This is a genomic window from Gilliamella sp. B2772 (assembly GCF_026536985.1).
In the GTDB taxonomy this organism is placed as follows: Bacteria; Pseudomonadota; Gammaproteobacteria; order Enterobacterales; family Orbaceae; genus Gilliamella; species Gilliamella apicola_E.
The window spans coordinates 130,911-150,342 of record NZ_JAFNNB010000001.1 but is presented as its reverse complement, the minus strand read 5'-3'; the positions used below and the strand labels follow the sequence as shown (position 1 = coordinate 150,342).

General features: G+C 34.2%; 15 protein-coding genes. 5 read left to right on the top strand and 10 right to left on the bottom strand.

The genetic code is table 11. The features are described from left to right. Positions 1–11: 11 nt before the first annotated feature. The 9 genes from J3T98_RS00670 to ptrA all read right to left on the bottom strand — a co-directional run bounded on the left by J3T98_RS00670 (position 12) and on the right by ptrA (position 11,803). The gene (locus J3T98_RS00670; protein ID WP_220224904.1) at positions 12–191 is read right to left on the bottom strand and encodes a Trm112 family protein; all 180 of its coding nucleotides are present in this window, start codon (positions 189–191) and stop codon (positions 12–14) included. Beyond that, positions 188–1,201 (bottom strand): tetraacyldisaccharide 4'-kinase, encoded by a 1,014-nt coding sequence (lpxK, locus tag J3T98_RS00665; RefSeq protein WP_416380609.1) that lies wholly within the window; start codon positions 1,199–1,201, stop codon positions 188–190. The genes J3T98_RS00670 and lpxK overlap by 4 nt, the downstream gene beginning before the upstream one ends. A 67-nt stretch (positions 1,202–1,268) precedes the next feature. Continuing rightward, positions 1,269–3,566, bottom strand: coding sequence for a DNA internalization-related competence protein ComEC/Rec2 (locus J3T98_RS00660; protein WP_267361883.1), 2,298 nt, complete (start codon positions 3,564–3,566; stop codon positions 1,269–1,271). Between the two features lie 198 nt (positions 3,567–3,764). Then, complete coding sequence (gene ihfB / locus J3T98_RS00655; protein ID WP_065561940.1) at positions 3,765–4,055, bottom strand: integration host factor subunit beta; 291 nt, start codon at positions 4,053–4,055, stop codon at positions 3,765–3,767. 99 nt (positions 4,056–4,154) lie between these two features. Beyond that, complete coding sequence (rpsA, locus tag J3T98_RS00650) at positions 4,155–5,837, bottom strand: 30S ribosomal protein S1 (protein ID WP_065561941.1); 1,683 nt, start codon at positions 5,835–5,837, stop codon at positions 4,155–4,157. A 120-nt stretch (positions 5,838–5,957) separates the two neighbouring features. Next, a complete protein-coding gene (gene cmk, locus J3T98_RS00645; RefSeq protein ID WP_267361882.1) occupies positions 5,958–6,638 on the bottom strand; it encodes a (d)CMP kinase in 681 nt (226 codons plus the stop codon). Position 6,639: 1 nt separating this feature from the next. Beyond that, positions 6,640–7,920: a 3-phosphoshikimate 1-carboxyvinyltransferase gene (aroA, locus tag J3T98_RS00640; RefSeq protein WP_267361881.1), complete on the bottom strand. Its 1,281-nt coding sequence runs from the start codon at positions 7,918–7,920 to the stop codon at positions 6,640–6,642. A gap of 30 nt (positions 7,921–7,950) precedes the next feature. Continuing rightward, positions 7,951–8,823 carry a helix-turn-helix domain-containing protein gene (locus J3T98_RS00635; protein ID WP_065734569.1) on the bottom strand — a complete coding sequence of 291 codons (873 nt, stop codon included), beginning with the start codon at positions 8,821–8,823 and terminating at the stop codon, positions 7,951–7,953. Between the two features lie 100 nt (positions 8,824–8,923). Then, positions 8,924–11,803 carry a pitrilysin gene (gene ptrA, locus J3T98_RS00630; protein ID WP_267361880.1) on the bottom strand — a complete coding sequence of 960 codons (2,880 nt, stop codon included), beginning with the start codon at positions 11,801–11,803 and terminating at the stop codon, positions 8,924–8,926. 294 nt (positions 11,804–12,097) lie between these two features. Here ptrA and J3T98_RS00625 point away from each other — a divergent pair, with 294 nt between their 5' ends. From J3T98_RS00625 to J3T98_RS00610, 4 genes are read left to right on the top strand one after another with little or no spacing between them, the layout of a single operon-like run. Continuing rightward, positions 12,098–13,288 (top strand): YaiO family outer membrane beta-barrel protein, encoded by a 1,191-nt coding sequence (locus J3T98_RS00625; protein ID WP_267361879.1) that lies wholly within the window; start codon positions 12,098–12,100, stop codon positions 13,286–13,288. Beyond that, a complete protein-coding gene (locus J3T98_RS00620; protein ID WP_267361878.1) occupies positions 13,276–14,160 on the top strand; it encodes a hypothetical protein in 885 nt (294 codons plus the stop codon). Before J3T98_RS00625 ends, J3T98_RS00620 begins: the two co-directional genes overlap by 13 nt. Positions 14,161–14,193: 33 nt before the next feature. Continuing rightward, positions 14,194–15,609 (top strand): glycosyltransferase family 2 protein, encoded by a 1,416-nt coding sequence (locus J3T98_RS00615; RefSeq protein WP_220224913.1) that lies wholly within the window; start codon positions 14,194–14,196, stop codon positions 15,607–15,609. A 37-nt stretch (positions 15,610–15,646) separates the two neighbouring features. Beyond that, a complete protein-coding gene (locus tag J3T98_RS00610; protein WP_267361877.1) occupies positions 15,647–16,711 on the top strand; it encodes a hypothetical protein in 1,065 nt (354 codons plus the stop codon). A gap of 32 nt (positions 16,712–16,743) precedes the next feature. On the opposite strand, the gene prfC is transcribed toward J3T98_RS00610, so the two are convergent. Further along, positions 16,744–18,336: a peptide chain release factor 3 gene (prfC, locus tag J3T98_RS00605; protein ID WP_065561949.1), complete on the bottom strand. Its 1,593-nt coding sequence runs from the start codon at positions 18,334–18,336 to the stop codon at positions 16,744–16,746. A 193-nt stretch (positions 18,337–18,529) separates the two neighbouring features. Between prfC and ilvY the strand changes: the two genes are divergently transcribed. Then, on the top strand, positions 18,530–19,429 hold the full coding sequence (ilvY, locus tag J3T98_RS00600; protein ID WP_267361876.1) for an HTH-type transcriptional activator IlvY: 900 nt from the start codon (positions 18,530–18,532) through the stop codon (positions 19,427–19,429). Positions 19,430–19,432 lie beyond the last annotated feature (3 nt).

The window sequence follows — 19,432 nt, the reverse complement described above, 5'->3', positions numbered from 1 at the left end:
TCTAAACTTTTTTATTCTTTATCACAATGAGATGGAACTAATTGCTTTGCTTCGCTTGCTAATAAAACCGGAATACCATCTTTAATCGGGTAAACCAGCCGATCTTTTTGGCAAATTAATTGTTGATTTTGCTTATCATACTCCAATTGACCATGGCATATAGGACAAGCAATAGCGCTTAATAGAATCATTTTTTTTCTCTTAGTGATTTTTTTTCTACAAACAGTGAATAAATCTTTTCAATAGCTTGATTTGGTATTACTGCATCAATGGGTAAATACCACCAGTTAGGTAATGCAAATTGACGACATTTTACTGCATCTTTTTCAGTCATTAAAAGTGTTTGATTATTTTCCACTACTTTCTCTAATAACGGAAGCGTAAAATTTTGGTGATCAGCAAAAGATTCTGTATGAACTAAATCAGCTTTCATTTTAATTAGCATATCAAAAAAACGCTTTGGGTTGCTGATACCTGCAATTGCACAAATATGATGAAGTGATGACAATTCACATTGTTGGTTAGTTAAGAGATTTACTACATGACCAGGTAATAATTGCATGGTGAAGGTTTTATCTGGAAATTGATTTACTATATCACCTGTGCTATCTCCATTGATAATAATTAAATCAACCGATTTTAATCTTTCTCTTCTTTCTCGCATAGGTCCAGCAGGTATCCACCACCCATTACCAAATTGGCGTTTTCCATCTACCACAACAATCTCAATATCACGAGCTAAAGCATAATGCTGTAGACCATCATCGGTTAAAATCACATCCAATTGATAAGATTTTAATAACGCTTTAACTGCATCAACTCGTTTTGGCGCGACTGCTACTGGTATATGGGTTCGCTGAAAAATTAATACAGGCTCGTCACCGGCTTGTTCAGTTCCAGTATGTTCATCTAAGACTAATGGATAGTGATCAGATTTTCCACCATAACCTCGCGAAACTAAGCCTACTTTTAGTCCTTTAGATTTCAACGCCTCAATTAAACTAATGGCAAGTGGCGTTTTACCATTACCACCCGCCGATAAATTTCCAATAACAATAATTGGAACAGGAGACTGCCATGATTTTAATACACCAAGTTTGTATAGTTGACGACGAACGGAAGCAATAAATCCATATAATAATGAAAATGGCAGTAGCAACCAAAATGATTTATTTTTACCATACCATAGTTTTTCAATCATCATATCGCCCGCTATTTTCAATCATTTTTAAACCTTTAGTAACCCTATTTAAAGTACTTCCCTTATTTTACTCATAAAACGGTAAACTACCAAACCAATCATGATACCATCTTGGATTAATGTCATGTCGCAACGTTTTTTGCTGCCATGAAGTAGGATAAAAAAACAGACTTATTTGCCCCTCTCTTCCTGTAACAAAATAATTAATATTTAACTCTTTATAACGAGCAGTGATATTATTTGAAGGGAGTTGCCAAGGGTTATAACGTGAGGTTGAAGTTAATGCATTAACTGGGTTAACGTAGTTTAAAAATGGATAACTTGACGAAGTATTACTACCATGATGTGGAGTCTGTAATACTGTTGAAGATAGATTTTTCTTATGTTGCATAACTAAATCATACTCTTGCCTTCGTTCTAAATCACCGGTTAACAGCACTGAAAATCGACCATCAGTAAGTTGTATTACACACGAATCAGCATTTTCCGTGTTATCAACTAATTTAGTCGGCCATAGCACTTTAAGATTTAAGTGTTTCCAATAAAAATTATGCTTAGCTAAGCAATTATAATCATTGCGTAAATTTAAAGATGAACTCATAAGCCAGGCATTGGGATAACGTTGTTGTAAATAGGATAATCCTCCAACATGATCATTATGACTATGGCTAATAATAATTCCTTCAAGCTGGAGGTTATGCCATTGCAGAAAAGGAGTAATAATTTGCTCTGCTGCTGAGCTGTTTTCCCATTTTGCACCCGTATCATATAAAATAGCTGATTCACCATTGTGAATTACAATAGCAAGACCATGCCCAACATCTAGCATATCCATTCGCCAAAGATAATCTGGTTGTTTATAGAATGGAGAAAAAGCCAGCGTCAAAATAATGAAAAGTGTAAAACTAAACCTTCGCCAAACTGCTGCTCTTATTATTATAAAGGCTAACCAACCAATAAAGCTTAGAAAGTAAAAATCCATTGAGATAGTTAACCACATATAATTTAGATAATCTAAACAATGAAATAACCATTCAAGCGAATATTGGGCAACAAACCAGAACCATAAAGCAAGATAAAAGCAGTTGATTAAACTAAATACTAGTCCCAGTAAAATTACAGGGAAAGTGATTAGAGAGATAATAGGAATAGCAATCAAGTTAGCAACCAGTGAAACAACGCTTATACCATGAAAAACATACAATTGGATTGGTAGAAGTAATAGTGTCAAACCAAATTGTAAATGTAATAATCTAAATAAATACCACCGTTTTTTATTTTTCATCGCGTTAGGTAATGGTAACCAATCAAACAAAAAAATTAAACTAACAACAGCATAGCAAGACAACCAAAAACTTTCGGACAATATCATTAACGGATCAATAATTAATAGTAATGCAATAATACGATTAACTTTTTGCCATGCACTTATTTGATTATTCTTATAACGTAAATATATCCAAATTGATAAAGCAAAAATTGCTCGTAATGCAGGTGGATTAAAGCCTGTTAACCACGCATAACTAATACTGCACAACCACCCTACTATAATTGGTAGGAAGAAATGGATATAACGTTGTGGTAAGAAAAAAACGAATCCTTTAGTTATTCCAAAGCAAATATAAAAAACTAATAGAATATGCATTCCAGAAATAGCCATTAAGTGTGCCACACCTGTTTGCATCATTGTTATTCGATTATGAGTTTCAAGTTGTGAGCGGTCACCAAAACCAAGTGCTAATAAAATATCTCGATAACTAAATAAATTAATATAAGGTAGGCATTTATCTGCGATGATTTGTTGAAAATTGGATTTATCCTCGAGTAAAACTAATTTAATGATTTTGGCTTTTAATAAAGATTTATTGGCTATCGCAAATCGTTGTTTATCAAATCCTCCTTCATTTAAATAACTATGAACTACTTTAGTTTTTATGGTTAATTGCCAAATTTGTCCCGCTTTTATTAATTCGGATTGATCCCAATAAATAAAAATAGGTATTGGTGAGGACAATGGTTGATCAGAAACATTGATAATTGAAAATTTTACATAATGGGGAAGCATTGTATGAATTTTAGCAGGAGCCTGCGTATTAATACTTTCAACTTTTGCCGTTATTGCTAATGTTTGGTCTATATAAGGTTCAATTGAACTGAGATATTGCTTTGCTATAGCGGTCGACCAGAGAAAGCTTAATCCAAGGATGACGATAAAAGTAAAATAACGTTGAAATTTAGCCGCTAAAATAATGAGTATCAAAGCTAAAATATACCAATCTTGATCATTGGGTAACGATGGTAAAAAAATTAATGGAATGCTACCTAATGAAATTGCTATTGCCATTAAATCTATTGAACACCGCATCAACTTCTACTTCTTATATTGACTAAACAGCCAATCTAACATGCTCAGACTTTTTTGAAGTTAATTTATAATTAATATTAGATCTCTATTCCAATTTACAGATAACTCTTTCACTTTTTATATTAAAGAAAATAACTTATTCAATAACAAAAAAGCCTTTGATTTTACTCAAAGGCTTTTTTAATTAACTAAATTTAATTATGCTTTAGCTGCATTATTTACGCGTTCACGTAGCTCTTTCCCTGGTTTGAAATGAGGAATATATTTGTGTTTAACTTCAACATTTCCACCTGTTCTAGGGTTTCTTGCTTTACGTGGAGCGCGATAATTTAAGCTGAAACTACCAAAACCGCGGATTTCAACACGATCGTTAGTCTCCATCGCTAATGCGATTTGCTCAATAATATCTCTAACAGCATCATCAACCAGTTGCACAGGAAGGTGTGCCCGCCAGTTGACTATTTTTTCAGCTAAATCGGATCTGTTCATGGTCACTCCTAATTTAATTTATGTAGTATATAATTTATTCATTTTATACCACAAAAGAAAAAGAGGGCAAGCCCTCTTTACTCTTTCAATAGATATTTTTTACTCAGTTTTTGACGCAGCTTTGAATGCTTCAGCCATTGCGTTAGTAAATGACGCATCTTCTTGAGGTGCAGTATTATTTACAGCAGCAAGTGCTTCTTTCTCATCAGCTTCATCTTTAGCACGGATAGATAAAGAAATTGCACGAGTTTTACGATCGATATTTACAATCTTCGCTTCAACTTCATCACCAACGTTCAATGCAGTAGTTGCATCTTCAACACGTTCACGAGCAATATCTTGTGCTTTTAAGTAACCTTCGATACCTTCAGCAATTTCGATTGTTGCACCTTTAGCATCAACAGCGGTAACTTTACCTTTAACAATTGATCCTTTTTTGAAGTTAGATGCAAAACTGCTGAATGGATCGTCTTCAAGTTGTTTGATACCTAATGAGATACGTTCACGCTCAGCATCAACTTGTAAAACAACGGCTTCAATATCATCACCTTTCTTATAAGCTTTAACTGCTTCTTCACCTGGCATATTCCAAGAAATATCAGAAAGATGAACTAAACCATCAATACCACCGTCTAAACCAATGAAGATACCAAAGTCAGTGATTGATTTGATCTTACCGCTAACTTTATCACCTTTATTGTGTGCTTCAGCAAATTGTAACCATGGATTTGGTTTACATTGTTTAAGACCAAGAGAAATACGACGACGTTCTTCATCAATTTCAAGAACAACAACTTCAACTTCATCACCTAAGCTAACCACTTTAGATGGGTGAATGTTTTTGTTAGTCCAATCCATTTCAGAAACGTGAACTAAACCTTCAACGCCAGTTTCGATTTCTACGAAACAACCGTAATCAGTTAAGTTAGTTACTTTACCAGTTACTTTAGTACCTTCTGGGTAACGTTTAGCGATTGAAACCCATGGATCTTCGCCTAATTGTTTTAAGCCAAGAGAAACACGTGAACGATCTTTATCGAATTTAAGAACTTTAACAAGTAATTCTTGACCAACTTCAACCACTTCACTTGGGTGTTTAACACGTTTCCAAGCCATATCAGTGATATGAAGTAAACCATCAACCCCACCAAGATCAACGAATGCACCGTAATCAGTAAGATTTTTGATGATACCTTTAACTTCAGAACCTTCTTGTAGATTTTCAAGAAGTTGTTCTCTTTCTGCGCTATTTTCAGATTCAATTACTGCACGACGAGAAACAACTACGTTGTTGCGTTTTTGATCTAATTTAATAACTTTTAATTCGATTTCTCTATTTTCAATATGAGAAGTATCGCGTAATGGACGAACATCAACAAGCGAACCAGGTAGGAACGCACGAACGCCATTAAGATCAACCGTAAAGCCACCTTTAACTTTACCATTGATAACACCTAAAACGGTTGCAGCATCTTCAACTGCTTTCTCTAATGTTAGCCACGCTTCATGACGTTTAGCTTTTTCACGAGATAAAATTGTTTCACCAAAGCCATCTTCAATTGAGTCAAGAACAACGTCAACAACGTCGCCAACTTGAACTTCTAATTCGCCTTGGGCATTTTTAAACTGCTCTACTGGAATTGCTGATTCAGATTTTAAACCAGCATCAACTAAAACAACATCTTTGTCGATTGCAACGACAGTACCACGGATCATATTACCAGAACGAGTGTCTAGTTGATTTAAAGACTCTTCAAAGAGTTGAGCAAAAGATTCAGTCATATTTTATTTACTTTAAGTTTAATTTAACGTCCACATTACTTCATGTCTTGTGGGGTTGTTTACGATACTCCACTCATCCTTGTAATGGAGCTTGGTTCACGCCAAAGTTTAAATATAAACTTACAGCGCAATTTTTTCTTTAATATACATAACAGATTGATTAAAAACATCTTGAATTGAAAGCGATGTTGTATCAATTATTAGTGCATCAACCGCAGGCTTTAATGGCGCAACAACTCGATTACGATCTCGTTCATCTCGCGCGGTTATCTCCTGCAAAATTTCGGCGAATTTAGCATGAATTTGCTTATCTTGCAACTGTTTCATTCTTCTTTCTGCCCTTGATTGTGCACTAGCATCAAGAAATAGTTTAACTGGGGCATCAGTAAATACTACTGTCCCCATATCACGACCATCAGCAACTAGCCCTGGCATCTGTCTAAAGTCACGTTGTCGCTGTAATAAAGCAACTCTGACTTCATTTATTGACGCAACTTTTGAAGCAGCTCCACCAGTCTCTTCTGTTCTTATCTCGCGAGAAACATCCACATCATCTAACAAAACTTTCACATCATCACTACTGGTATCAAACGTAAGCGGCAGGTTAAGAGCCAATGTTGCTAATTGTTTAGCATCATCTAAAGCAATATTTTGTTTCAAAGCAGCAAGTGCAAGCACACGATAAATTGCACCAGAATCTAAAAGGTGCCACTTAAAATGATTCGCTAATGCTTGACACAAAGTGCCCTTGCCAACTCCACTTGGTCCATCAACAGCAATAACCGGAATATTTTTAGTCATGTTATATTTCGCTTAATCGTTTAAATTGTTCAAAATAATCAGGAAAGGTTTTCATTGTGCATTTTGGGTCTAAAATTGTGACTGGAGTATCAGACAGTGCAACTAATGAAAAACACATTGCCATACGATGGTCATTGTAAGTTTTAATATCAGCATGATTTAATTTAATTGGAGGAATAATTGTAATATAGTCATCCCCTTCCTCAACGGTCGCACCTACTTTACGTAGCTCGGTTGCCATTGCTGATAAGCGATCCGTTTCTTTAACACGCCAATTGTAAATATTTCGAATAGTCGTCGGACCTTTAGCGAATAACGCAGTAGTTGCAATGGTCATTGCTGCATCAGGTATATGGTTCATATCCATATCAATACCATTTAATTCATTGCGAGTACATTCAATATAATCATCAGCCCAAGTGATTTTAGCGCCCATCTTTTCAAGCACATGTGCAAACTGGGTATCGCCTTGTAAACTCTTTATACCAATACCTGTTACGCGAACAGTGCCACCTTTGATTGCTGCAGCAGCTAAAAAATAAGAGGCTGAAGAGGCATCACCCTCAACCAAATAATGGCCTGGTGATTGATAAGTTTGATTAGCTTTAATGATAAATTTTTGATATTTTTCATTAATAACCGAAACACCAAACATCTCCATCATTTTTATCGTGATATCAATATAAGGTTTAGAAACCAGATCACCAATAATAGTAATTTCAGTATCGTTGGCAGCTAGCGGTGCAGCCATTAAAAGTGCGGTTAAGAACTGGCTTGATACCGAACCATTTACCTCAATATTTCCACCGGTGAAACCACCATGGATATGTAATGGAGGATAACCTTCGTTTTCAAGATAATCAATCTTAGCCCCACCTTGACGCAAAGCATCAACCAAATGGCCAATTGGACGCTCTTTCATACGAGGTTCGCCGGTTAATACAATATTGTTATCAGCTAAACACAACGCAGCGGCTAATGGACGCATAGCGGTCCCAGCATTACCTAAAAATAGCTCTAATGGATGAGTAGAGTGTAATTTGCCACCTACTCCTTCAATATCACAAATTGTTCGATCACTTGATAATTGATATTTAATATTCAAAGCTTTTAAAGCATCAAGCATATAGCGCACATCGTCACTATCAAGTAAATTAGTTAATCGTGTTTTACCATTGCTAAGTGCAGACAAAAGTAAGGCACGATTTGAAACACTTTTAGAACCAGGTAGATTAATCGTACCACTAAATTTTTTTATCGGTTGTAATGTTAAAGATAACATAGTAACTCTCTTTAATAATTTCAATATTCTTTAGAATTTATCTAAGGTGGCTTTCAATAAATTTATCGCTTGCTGATCTTTGGCACTATCTTGCCACAATTTATCAAATAAATGACGATAACGCTTAATCGCATCTTCTGATGAAGTTATTGAGGCGATACCAGTTGTAATATTAGGTAACTCACCTAATCTAAACGGGCTCATAGCTAAAGCTAACGCATTATCATTTTGATAAAATATTTGGAAAGCAATAGATGGAATAGCTTGCTCAGTAATAGCAATTGTTGGTGCATAAGCTTGATCTTCAATTAATTCGATTAAATGATAGACCTCCTTGCGCGCCAACAACATTCTTTCAGACTTTTTACCCGGCGAAATAGTCAGATTGCCAACTAAGCCGATATGCAAAAACCGTTCAACATTACGTAAGCTAATTAAATTAATTACTTTAGGGACAGATTGATAAAACTGAGTTTTGCGATCATGTAAAATAGATAAAGAAGTCGCATATCTTTCAGCTTCAATATTATCACTCGATTCTCTTAACATCATCCCTAAATGAGACAAATAATCAGGCGAAGTTAAAAGAAAAGAAAAGGGATCGAAATGAGAAAAGATATGAGTGGACTGCTCTTCGAGTTGACGCATACGCTCAAAAAAACCATCACCACTTGAATAATATTCTGTATCAATGCCAAGTAAACTAGCAAATGACGTATCTAACAAAGAAGCTAATCGTTCAAGCGTTTCTATTTTAACGATTTCGCCTTTTTCTAAACGGTAAACCGCAGCTCTTGAGATCCTAAGACTTTCAGCAACCTCTTCAGCCCTAAGAGAGGCAGCGATACGATAAGCTCGTAACCGCTGTCCGATAGCAAAATAATCAGTCGATCCAGTAATCATAATTTACTCAAACTATTGGGATTTCGGCAGTGTACCATATGATAAGTACAATGCCAATTTAATGTAATGATATTTCAGATCGAATCTATGTTTAAGAATATTATTTTAACAATTCGTCTTGTAACGATGATGCATTTTTGAACTCAGTATAATCGGTAATCGCTTCAGGTTGTTTTTTACCATCCTCTGGTTGACCTAATACTTGCGATGCTATTACCAAACCTTTTTGTTCAATAACTGCACTTTTATAAAATTCAATTAAATCCTCTTTAGTGAGTTTCTTAAGTAACTCTATTTTTTTATCACGCGAATCGAATTGGAAACGAGATAAGCGATAGTCTGATCTCAAACGATCAAACTCTTCATCTAAAGATTGTGGTGGCATTGTCTGCTCTTCGATGATACTTCTCTTATACTCCTCAACATCATCATTAGATAATGCTTCTAGTTTAGTTAACATTGTTGGATAAAACGCTTGGTAACGTTTTAATAAATAAGCAGGATCATATTGATTACTTTGAACAGCAAACCCTAGTCCTACTGATTCACTTATGTATGATGGAAAAACACCAACCAGATAACCTAATTGTTCATTGCTACGCAGTTGATCAAAAAACCAAGAATACATAATGTTAGCTAAAGTATATCCAACTATTTGACTCTTAGTGGATTCATAATTGATTGGAAAATAGGTCATTAACAACGCATTATCTGTGCTTTTTGCTTGTTGGGTTATTCTAGCTGTAAAGGCAGTATTAATTTTAATATCATCTAATGGTGTAAATTCAACATCACGCTTTAAAGTCTTTTGAATGGCATGATAAAGATCTAATGAATCTTCATTTGAGATATTACCCAAACTAATCATATAAGGAACTGATTGAGTCATCAAACTATCGCGATAAGCTTGAACATCACTTACAGTGATATTATTGGTAATTTGTCGTCTTTCACCTCGTTCATAATAGTGAGGCATTTTTGATAAAGCGAGAACTGGCTCTGACGCTAGACGTACACTTTCAAAATGGTCAGCCCCATCAAGTCGTTGAAGATACCATGATTTAGCTAATTGTAAATTTTGCTCATCAATGGTCACTTGTCGATAACTATTAAGAATGGCTAAAACCATATCTGGTAAATGTTGATTAAAACCATTAGCGGTTATCATTAAACCATTATCAAGACCCGTTGATAGTGACATTCCAGCATTACCTGCTTGAAATTGTAATTGCGTCAAATCTCGACTTACAATGTAATCAAGTAACTCAAAAGAAACTGACGATTTTGCATCTTTAAACGCCTGATTATTGCGTAAAGAAACAGCAATTACAGCCTTAGGATCGTGACTAAAATGACGACTAACAAAATGGATATGATTACCACGTTTACTAAATGTCGCGGGTTGAATCTGATCATTATTTTGTCTGACAATATTAAAATTGTCAGGAATATATGGATTTAGCTCAGGTAAACTAAACGAAAACGCTCTACCTAAATCAGCCCAACTTGTTTTTAATTCATCAGTGATATTATCAACTTTATAAGGTGCATTAAGGAAATAAGCCGTTTTGTCAGTAGTTTGATTTGGCGCAATTAACCAAACTCGAACATTTTCAGGCGTAAAACTTTTGAGTCGATTGATGATAGCATCTTTATTCAAATGTTCAGTAACATAATCAGAATCTAATACATTTTTAACCGGGTAAAGAAGCATCTGATCGGATAGCCATTCTACATAAGACATATCACGGTTAACATCTTTATACTTAAAAGACAAAGCAAAGACTTTTTTTATCTCATCATAATACGCGTCTGAAACACCCTGCTTTTCAATTAATTGTAAATAATTAAAAATGGCTGCAATAACCTTATCTTTCTGAGCTAAGCCTTCATCGGTTAAAATAACATTAATATTAAATGTGCCACTATTACCATAATATTTACTATCACTAGTAGCTTGAATAGCTTCAACCAATCCCTGTTTTTGTAGCTGATCAGCTAAAGTATTTTTACTATTATTACTGATGAGATAAATAAGGTACTCATTGGTCTTATCAGAAAATTTGTCGATATCATTTTCAATCGGAAATTTTAACGACAACATTTTTCTAGGTTGGGCTGGTATCATAGTAATTTCTTTACCAGTAAACTCCTGAGTAACAGCTTGTTGAGTAATTGGCGAAACAGTTATATTTTTATTAGGAATTTGACCATAAGTTGATTCAGCCAACGCCTCTAAATTTTTGATCGGTTGATTACTATAAATAACCCCAACCATAATATTAGCTGAATAATATTTATCATGAAAATTAACCAATGCATCTTGCAATTTACTATTATCTTTATCACGTAAAGTTTCTAAATTCCCACCAGAAAATTGTGATGCCGGATGATCCGGATTAATCGTCTCAGCATCAACCTGCTGAATTCGAAAACCATCACTAGAGCGGTATAACGTCATCTCAGCATTAACAGCATTACGTTCTTTATCAGCAAATTTAGGATCAAAAATTGGCTCAGCAATGGCATCGGCTAAATAATCTAACGCCTTATCAATTACACTATTTTCAACTTCAAAGAAAAATGCGGTGCGATTACCGCTAGTTGTCGCATTGTAGTTACCAGCATGTCGAGCCAAAAATTCTGTAAAACTTGATGGTTGAGGATATTTTTTCGAACCCATTAACACCATATGTTCTGTGTAATGGGCTAAGCCTTGTTGAAGGGCTGGATCATATAATGAACCAACAGGCAATGCGATAGAGCCGAGTGATTTGGTTGCCTTAGGATCGGAAACTAATAACACACGCATTTTATTATCAAGTTCAATCACTTCATATTGACGATCATCTCGTTCGCTTTGGTGAACTTTATCTAATAAAACAGAATGATCATGCTTATTTTCAATAGCAAATGAATTGTTAAAAGAAAAAAGAGTTAATGCAGTAAAAAATAGTGTTCTTGTTTTCATATTATTCATAGAATTCTTTCCAAATAAGCGTTCATTATATTCCGAATTAATAAATAAAACGATTAAAAACCAACAATAAAAGGACATATGTCAAATTTCAAAAAACATACTTAATTTTTATATGTATTTTATTATCTGTTTCATATATAATTCGGCCCAATACGTTTATCGTATTAATCTAGTAAAAATACGTTAGACGCTACTCAGTCCCAAACTTTCCCAAATTTGTCGATTTTATCGACGCATAAAGATACACATTAGTTTTTGATATTTAGAAATAATTTAATGGATTAAGGTAATTATATGTACTATAAGTTTGTCTTAATTGTCAGTATTTTGTTTTGCAGTTATCAAACAGTAGCAACCACAAATAGAGATAATGATGCAATAAAAGCAGATCAATTATTAAAAGAAAGTATTGATGCGAAAAAAACACAAAATTTTGAATTAGCAATATCAAAATTAATAAAAGCGAATCAACTACAGCCAAATAATTCCGATATTCTTGTCCAACTAGGTTTCAATTATTACGCACTAACTCAGTTAGAACAAGCAAAAAAATCGTTTGAATCCGCACTTGATATCGCCCCCAATTACGTAGATGCGCAATATGGTTTAGTTAGTGTTGTTTTAGCAAAAGATCCTAACCATCCCGAAAAAGCCAAATTGTTACTTGATAAGTACTTAAATCAAACACCTAATGACGAACAATTACTGTCCCTACAGGCAAATATTGATAACATAAAAAAAAATACACATTACTGGAATATTGTTCTATCTGGCACACATAGTCGATTATCTAAATCTTTGCCGAATTGGAATGAAGTGGATTTAGCACTATCTTATCGGCTATCACAGCAAAATACCCTAACCGGCCATTTTACCCAAGCAAACCGTTTTCATAGCAACGACCAAAAAATAGGCCTCACTTATTGGCATACATTCAACAATAAAGCGTACGGTTATCTATCAGGTTCTGTCGCCACATCTAAAAAATTTTACGCAACATATACAATAACAAGCGGTGGGGATTATCAATTATTTTCCCCGTATAATGATCAAATAAATTCATTCCATATCACCCTCGATGCAAAGTTGGACCACTATAACGATGGCAACATTAAAACTATTTCACCGGGTATTGAACAATTTTTCTTTAATGATCGTTTATCCATAGCAGGTAAATGGTTCAACACATTTGATCAAGACAACCATCATATGAGTGGTTATTTATTTAAAACCACCATATCACCTACAGAAGAATTACATCTATTTGCAGGATATGCAAATAGTCAAGAAACATCCGACCGTTCGATAAAATTTAATCGTTCATTAATTAAAGTCAAATCTCATTTTATTGGATTGTCATATGACATATCTAATTCAATAACTGGGTTTGTAAACTATAATAATGAAGAAAGAGTTCAAACCAACCACAGCCGTAAGTTATATACTAAAAAAACACTAGGATGTGGAATAAAATGGACATTCTAACTCGATACCTAAATTTATATAATGCCTGTTTCATTTTTATTAGCTTTATTGTATTGATAGTAACCATTGCAATTTACATCAAACGTGAAATTCAATTTAGAAGACACAAGAAATTAAAATTGCAATTGCTAAAAATTTACAAAAAAGCATTGAAAACTGGTGATGAATCTTATTTTAAGCAAGAGATAACAAAAAAATTATCGCTAAATTGCGTAGCAATAATTGCTGCCTATTTTTTCGAGAAACATCGCGAAAAACATATTTTAACTTATTTTGATCTGGAACCATTCCAAAATAAACTTAGGTTACTATTAAAAAAAGGCACAATAAAACAGAAAATTGATGCAGCTAACATGTTAGCATATTATCCTTGCGAAAAAACGAATCAAGCGTTAATTCAGGCTTGTAACAGTTCTCGCCAAGAAGTCGCCATTGCTGCAGCATTGAGTCTAGTTAAAAACGCTTCAGGTATTTCGATAATTCAGATAATGATTACGCTATTTAACAAGATACCGCAAAAAGGCGTATTTTGCTTTTTTAGGCTTTTACCTTCTAATAAATTTCTAGAGCTTGAATCGCTAATCAATTGTGAAGATTTTAGCAATCACCAATTTTTTACTATCTTAAAAAAAATTTCTAAGAACTACATTACCCCCTATCTTATTCTTGCAAAAGAAGATGAGCGTACTTATATGCAAACTTTTTTTGAAAACTTACTGGAACTACAAACAACACCACAAGGGATTATACACAGTTGTTATCTTCTTAATTTCATTAATGAAGAATGTTACATAAAGAAATCATTAAGCATTGAAAAACTAATAACAGAACATTTTGATTTAAAAAGCAAACTATTTATCGATAAAAATTAAATAATTCTTAAAGCAAGAGATGTGGGTAAAACAATGAGTGATTATATAAACAACATAATGATGTTTGGTGTTAAATTCTTAGTTATAACGATAATGCTAATTGGATTAGTGCAAATATTCATCTATTTTGTGCAGCTACTAGTAACAATTTATGTGTTACTCAAAAATCCGAACAAAGAGAGAAAGATCCAGACCGAAAATGATGGTATTTCACATCCAATTACAATCATTTTACCAGCTTATAATGAAAGTGTAACTATAATTGATAGTATCGAATCAACATTAGCGACTCATTACCCTAATGTTGAAATGATAGTTGTAAATGATGGCTCAACAGACAACACTTTTTCAAAAGTGAAAGAATACTTTGATTTACAACCTATTGCGCATCACTTAAATGAACGTAATCAACTCTCTCATGCTAAAATAAGAGATGTTTATGTATCAAAAAAAGATAGCCGGCTTAGAGTTATAGATAAAGAAAATGGTGGCAAAGCAGACGCGCATAATGCAGCAATTAATTTAAGTAATTCCCCAATTATCTGTCTTATTGATGCTGATTCAATTTTAGCACCTGATGCCATTAACAAAGCTGTAGTCCCTCTAATTGACGACCCAAAAACAGTTGCAGTAGGTGGAGCTGTGCGAGTTGCTAATAGTTGTTCTATCAGAAATGGAATAATATCTAAAATAAACTTATCTAAAAGATTCATCGTACAAATTCAAATTCTTGAATATATGAGAGTATTTCTCTTGGCAAAAATTGCTTGGAATCATTTTAATACTTTACCGATAATTTCAGGTGCATTTGGTTTATTTAGACGAGATTTTGCAATAAAGGTCGGTGGTTTTTGTGTCGGTTCTGTTGGCGAAGACTATGATATCACTCTAAAATTGCACAAATATATTTATGACTCTAATGTTGATTACAAAATTGATTATGTACCAACCGCCATATGTTGGACCCAAGTGCCTGAAAAATGGAAGGTATTAAAAAACCAACGTATACGATGGCATATAGGCGCACTACAAACTTTTATAAATTTTAAGTCGTTAACTTTTAAACTAAAATATAAAAAGTTAAGCCTTATGCTATTACCTTTTTCAATATTAACCGATATTTTAGGTCCAATTGCTGAACTGCTAGGGTACTTTTTAATACCGCTGATTTGGTCTCTTGACATGATAGATAGCAACGTAATGTTATCTTATTTTTTAATTGTTTTTGGATACAATAGCCTTATAAGTGCTTTTGCTATAGCGATTGATGGTGTGTTATTATCAGGATTAGATAAAACTAGATATCTACTAAAACTATTTATTACTGCATTACTAGATAACTTTGGTTATCGACAGTTATACCTATATTGGAAGCTTAAAGGCTATGCTAGATTAATAAAAGGCAATTTATCTTGGGGAAAAATGGAGAGGGTAAAATTTGACAAATAAACTTAAAATCATCTATTTATTATTTGTGATAAGTTTTATGAGTCCTGCAACATTTGCTGAAAATTTAGCATTAAATATTAGCTCCATCAATTTAAAACATTGGTATTACTTAAGTACTCATGAAATCAAAAAAAGTGGTACCTTACTATTAAAGCTACTTGAAAAAAAAGATTTCATAAACACTAATTCGGTGCTTAAAAATGCCAATGTCTATTCAAATATTAATCAATTAAATGCGGATAAGATGAAGTCAAATTATACCTCCTTGCCCAATCAATATAGATCCGATATCAATATTTCGATGTGGAATTGGCATACTGAAAATTGGATTCATTCACCAAGTCAATTTCTGACTAAACTAAAACAAAAAGGTATTAATCAAGTTTATCTCCAATTGAATATTATAAATGGGCATATTCAAAATCAAGATAAGCTATTTCAGCTACTTGATATCGCAGCTAAAAAGAAAATGAGCATTATTGCTGTTGAAGGAGCACCGGATATGATTACTGATTCAGGTTTAAAAAATGCCATTGAACGCAATAAAGCCATTAAAAAGTTATGCCAAATACACAATCCTTGTCTTGCGGGAATTCAATATGATATTGAACCATACTTATTGGCTGAATATGCACAAAATAAAAGCCACATTTGGCAAAGATGGAATAATGCAATAAAAACATTAAGCGAAACTTGGCATGATAAAATTGAAATAGTCTTGCCATTTTGGTTACTTGATATAGAAGACGGAAAAAATATAGTCGAAAAGACACTACCATATAGCTCAAAATTAATTATTATGGCTTATCGCACAAAGTTAGCACAAATTTATACAATTAGTTCTCAATGGCTAACTTGGGGAGAGCTCAACAATAAAAAAATTGTTATCGCTCTTGAAAGCAGCATTATTGAAGATGAAACATCAGAAAATTACAATCAATATCCACAAAGTGACGAATCACAAACCACAAGCTTAAATCAATCTATTAGCTTTATGGGGGAAGAAAAAAAATTATTTAGCACGATTAACCAGCTATCAACCTATTTTTCTCAATGGTCATCATTTGAACGATTTGCTTTGAATGGTTTGGAAAGTAAATAAAAGAGACAGCGTCTCTTTTATTACATAGCATATTAATGTTCGCGAGTTTTTCTGAACTCAACATCCGGATAACGTTCTTGGGTTAAATTTAGATTAACCATACTTGGTGCAATATAAGAAAGATTATCACCACCATCTAAAGCCAAATTCTGTTCACATTTACGTTTAAAGTCTTCAAGTTTCTTAGCATCGCTACACTCAACCCAACGCGCAGTGGTGACGTTTACTGGCTCATAAATTGCTTCAACGTTATATTCAGATTTCAAACGGGCAACCACCACATCAAACTGTAACACCCCAACTGCCCCAACAATTAAATCATTATTAGCAATTGGTCGGAATACTTGAACAGCCCCTTCTTCTGAAAGCTGAACTAAACCTTTTAACAATTGTTTTTGTTTAAGTGGATCTTTTAAACGAATTCGACGGAATAATTCCGGTGCAAAGTTAGGAATACCAGTAAATTTAAGATCTTCACCTTGGGTAAACGTATCACCAATTTGAATCGTACCGTGATTATGCAAACCAATAATATCACCAGCATAAGCTTGCTCAACATGATCACGATCGCCTGCCATAAAGGTTAATGCATCAGAAATATTAACATCTTTAGCAATACGAACATGGCGTAACTTCATACCTTTTTCATATTTACCTGAAACAATGCGCATAAATGCAACACGGTCTCGGTGTTTAGGATCCATATTTGCTTGGATCTTAAATACAAAACCGGTAAATTTTTCTTCGCTTGCTTCAACTTCTCGTTTATCTGTTTGCCGAGGCTGTGGTGCTGGCGCCCAAGCGGTTAGACCATCAAGCATATGATCTACACCAAAATTACCCAACGCAGTACCAAAAAACACAGGCGTTAAATCACCAGACAAAAATGCATCTAAATCAAACTCATTTGATGCACCTTGCACTAATTCTAATTCATCGCGAAGTTGTTGGGCCAAATCATCACCAATGGTGCTATCAAGTTCAGGATTATCTAATCCTTTAATGATTCTAACTTCTTGAATGGTATGACCTTTACCGGTTTGATAAAGATAAGTTTCATTTTTAGCTAAATGATAGACCCCTTTAAATAACTTACCACAACCAATTGGCCAAGTAATTGGGGCGCACATAATATTAAGCTCGTTTTCAACTTCATCTAACAACTCCATCGGATCACGAATATCACGGTCGAGCTTATTCATAAAAGTTAAAATAGGCGTGTTTCGTAAACGTGTAACTTCCATTAATTTACGCGTTCTGTCTTCGACACCTTTTGCTGCATCAATCACCATCAAACAACTATCAACTGCGGTTAAGGTTCGATAAGTGTCTTCCGAAAAATCCTCATGCCCGGGGGTATCAAGTAAGTTCACCAAACAGTCATTATAAGGAAATTGCATAACGGAGGTCGTAATTGAAATACCACGCTGTTTTTCCATCTCCATCCAGTCTGACTTAGCGTGCTGCGCATTAGCACCACGCCCTTTTACTGTGCCCGCAGTTTGAATGGCTTGTCCAAAAAGCAAAACTTTTTCGGTAATGGTTGTTTTACCGGCATCGGGGTGAGAGATAATGGCAAAAGTACGACGAGCATTCACTTCGTCTAAATAAGCTTGTTCTGTCATAAAATTAATTAATTTAGCTAAGCAAAAAAATGATGCGGTATTCTAGCAGGTCTCTATCTATATTGCCATTGATGAACGTTATTTTGCTATTTGCCTAATATCTATGCATAATAGAGCAAATAAAATCGAAGATAATATAATTAATCAATTATAACGGTGTCTACGCTAAATATTTCTCAATAATTAAATAGATATGAATATTCGTGACTTAAAATTGTTTTTACATCTATGTGATACATGTCATTTTGGAATAAGTGCCGATGCTATGCATGTAAGCCCTTCCACCCTTTCAAGGCAGATCCAGCGCCTTGAAGAACAATTTGGTCATCGATTATTTATCCGCGACAACCGACAAGTTCAAATTACTCACGAAGGTGAAAAAGTAAAGCGCTTTGCCCAACAAGTCATTAATCTACACCAACAATTAAAACAAGAATTGGACCAAGCAGATCAACGATTAGTTGGTGAATTAACCTTATTTTGCTCGGTCACAGCGGCTTACAGCCATCTACCTGAAATACTTGATCGCTTTCGCCTACACTACCCATTAGTAGAAATTAAACTATCTACGGGAGATGCAGCCGATGCTGTTGAAAAAATTCAATCTCATCAAGCTGATTTAGCTATTGCAGGTAAACCCAAACAACTACCATCTGGTGTTGAATTTATTAAATTAGGTGAAATTGAAATGGTATTACTCATACCTAAACTTAATAGTTCATTCAGTGACAAATTGCATCAAAAAGCACCAGATTGGCATAATATCCCATTCATATTGCCTGAGCACGGTCCAAGCCGACATCGAATAGATTTATGGTTTAAACAACAAAAAATCATCAGCCCCAAAATTTATGCAACGGTAGCTGGGCACGAAGCCATTGTCTCCATGGTTGCTTTGGGATGTGGTGTGGCTTTATTGCCTAAAGTGGTAATGGAAAATAGCCCTGAAAGAGTAAGAGAACGCATCACAGAATGGTCAACCAATTTAATGGAACCGTTTGATGTTGGCATCTGTGTGCAAAAAAGACGATTATCAGAAAAAATTATTTCAGCATTTTGGACTATTAGTAACCCAAATTTACCAACCCAATAATAA

Bases quoted from the DNA above. Each gene is read 5' to 3' on its own strand.
- ptrA (WP_267361880.1), bottom strand. From the start codon at position 11,803: ATGAATAATATGAAAACAAGAACACTATTTTTTACTGCATTAACTCTT.
- J3T98_RS00610 (WP_267361877.1), top strand. From the start codon at position 15,647: ATGAGTCCTGCAACATTTGCTGAAAATTTAGCATTAAATATTAGCTCC.
- rpsA (WP_065561941.1), bottom strand. From the start codon at position 5,837: ATGACTGAATCTTTTGCTCAACTCTTTGAAGAGTCTTTAAATCAACTA.
- J3T98_RS00660 (WP_267361883.1), bottom strand. From the start codon at position 3,566: ATGCGGTGTTCAATAGATTTAATGGCAATAGCAATTTCATTAGGTAGC.
- J3T98_RS00635 (WP_065734569.1), bottom strand. From the start codon at position 8,823: ATGATTACTGGATCGACTGATTATTTTGCTATCGGACAGCGGTTACGA.
- J3T98_RS00625 (WP_267361879.1), top strand. From the start codon at position 12,098: ATGTACTATAAGTTTGTCTTAATTGTCAGTATTTTGTTTTGCAGTTAT.
- ilvY (WP_267361876.1), top strand. From the start codon at position 18,530: ATGAATATTCGTGACTTAAAATTGTTTTTACATCTATGTGATACATGT.
- lpxK (WP_416380609.1), bottom strand. From the start codon at position 1,201: ATGATTGAAAAACTATGGTATGGTAAAAATAAATCATTTTGGTTGCTA.
- J3T98_RS00670 (WP_220224904.1), bottom strand. From the start codon at position 191: ATGATTCTATTAAGCGCTATTGCTTGTCCTATATGCCATGGTCAATTG.
- ihfB (WP_065561940.1), bottom strand. From the start codon at position 4,055: ATGAACAGATCCGATTTAGCTGAAAAAATAGTCAACTGGCGGGCACAC.
- cmk (WP_267361882.1), bottom strand. From the start codon at position 6,638: ATGACTAAAAATATTCCGGTTATTGCTGTTGATGGACCAAGTGGAGTT.
- prfC (WP_065561949.1), bottom strand. From the start codon at position 18,336: ATGACAGAACAAGCTTATTTAGACGAAGTGAATGCTCGTCGTACTTTT.
- aroA (WP_267361881.1), bottom strand. From the start codon at position 7,920: ATGTTATCTTTAACATTACAACCGATAAAAAAATTTAGTGGTACGATT.
- J3T98_RS00615 (WP_220224913.1), top strand. From the start codon at position 14,194: ATGAGTGATTATATAAACAACATAATGATGTTTGGTGTTAAATTCTTA.
- J3T98_RS00620 (WP_267361878.1), top strand. From the start codon at position 13,276: ATGGACATTCTAACTCGATACCTAAATTTATATAATGCCTGTTTCATT.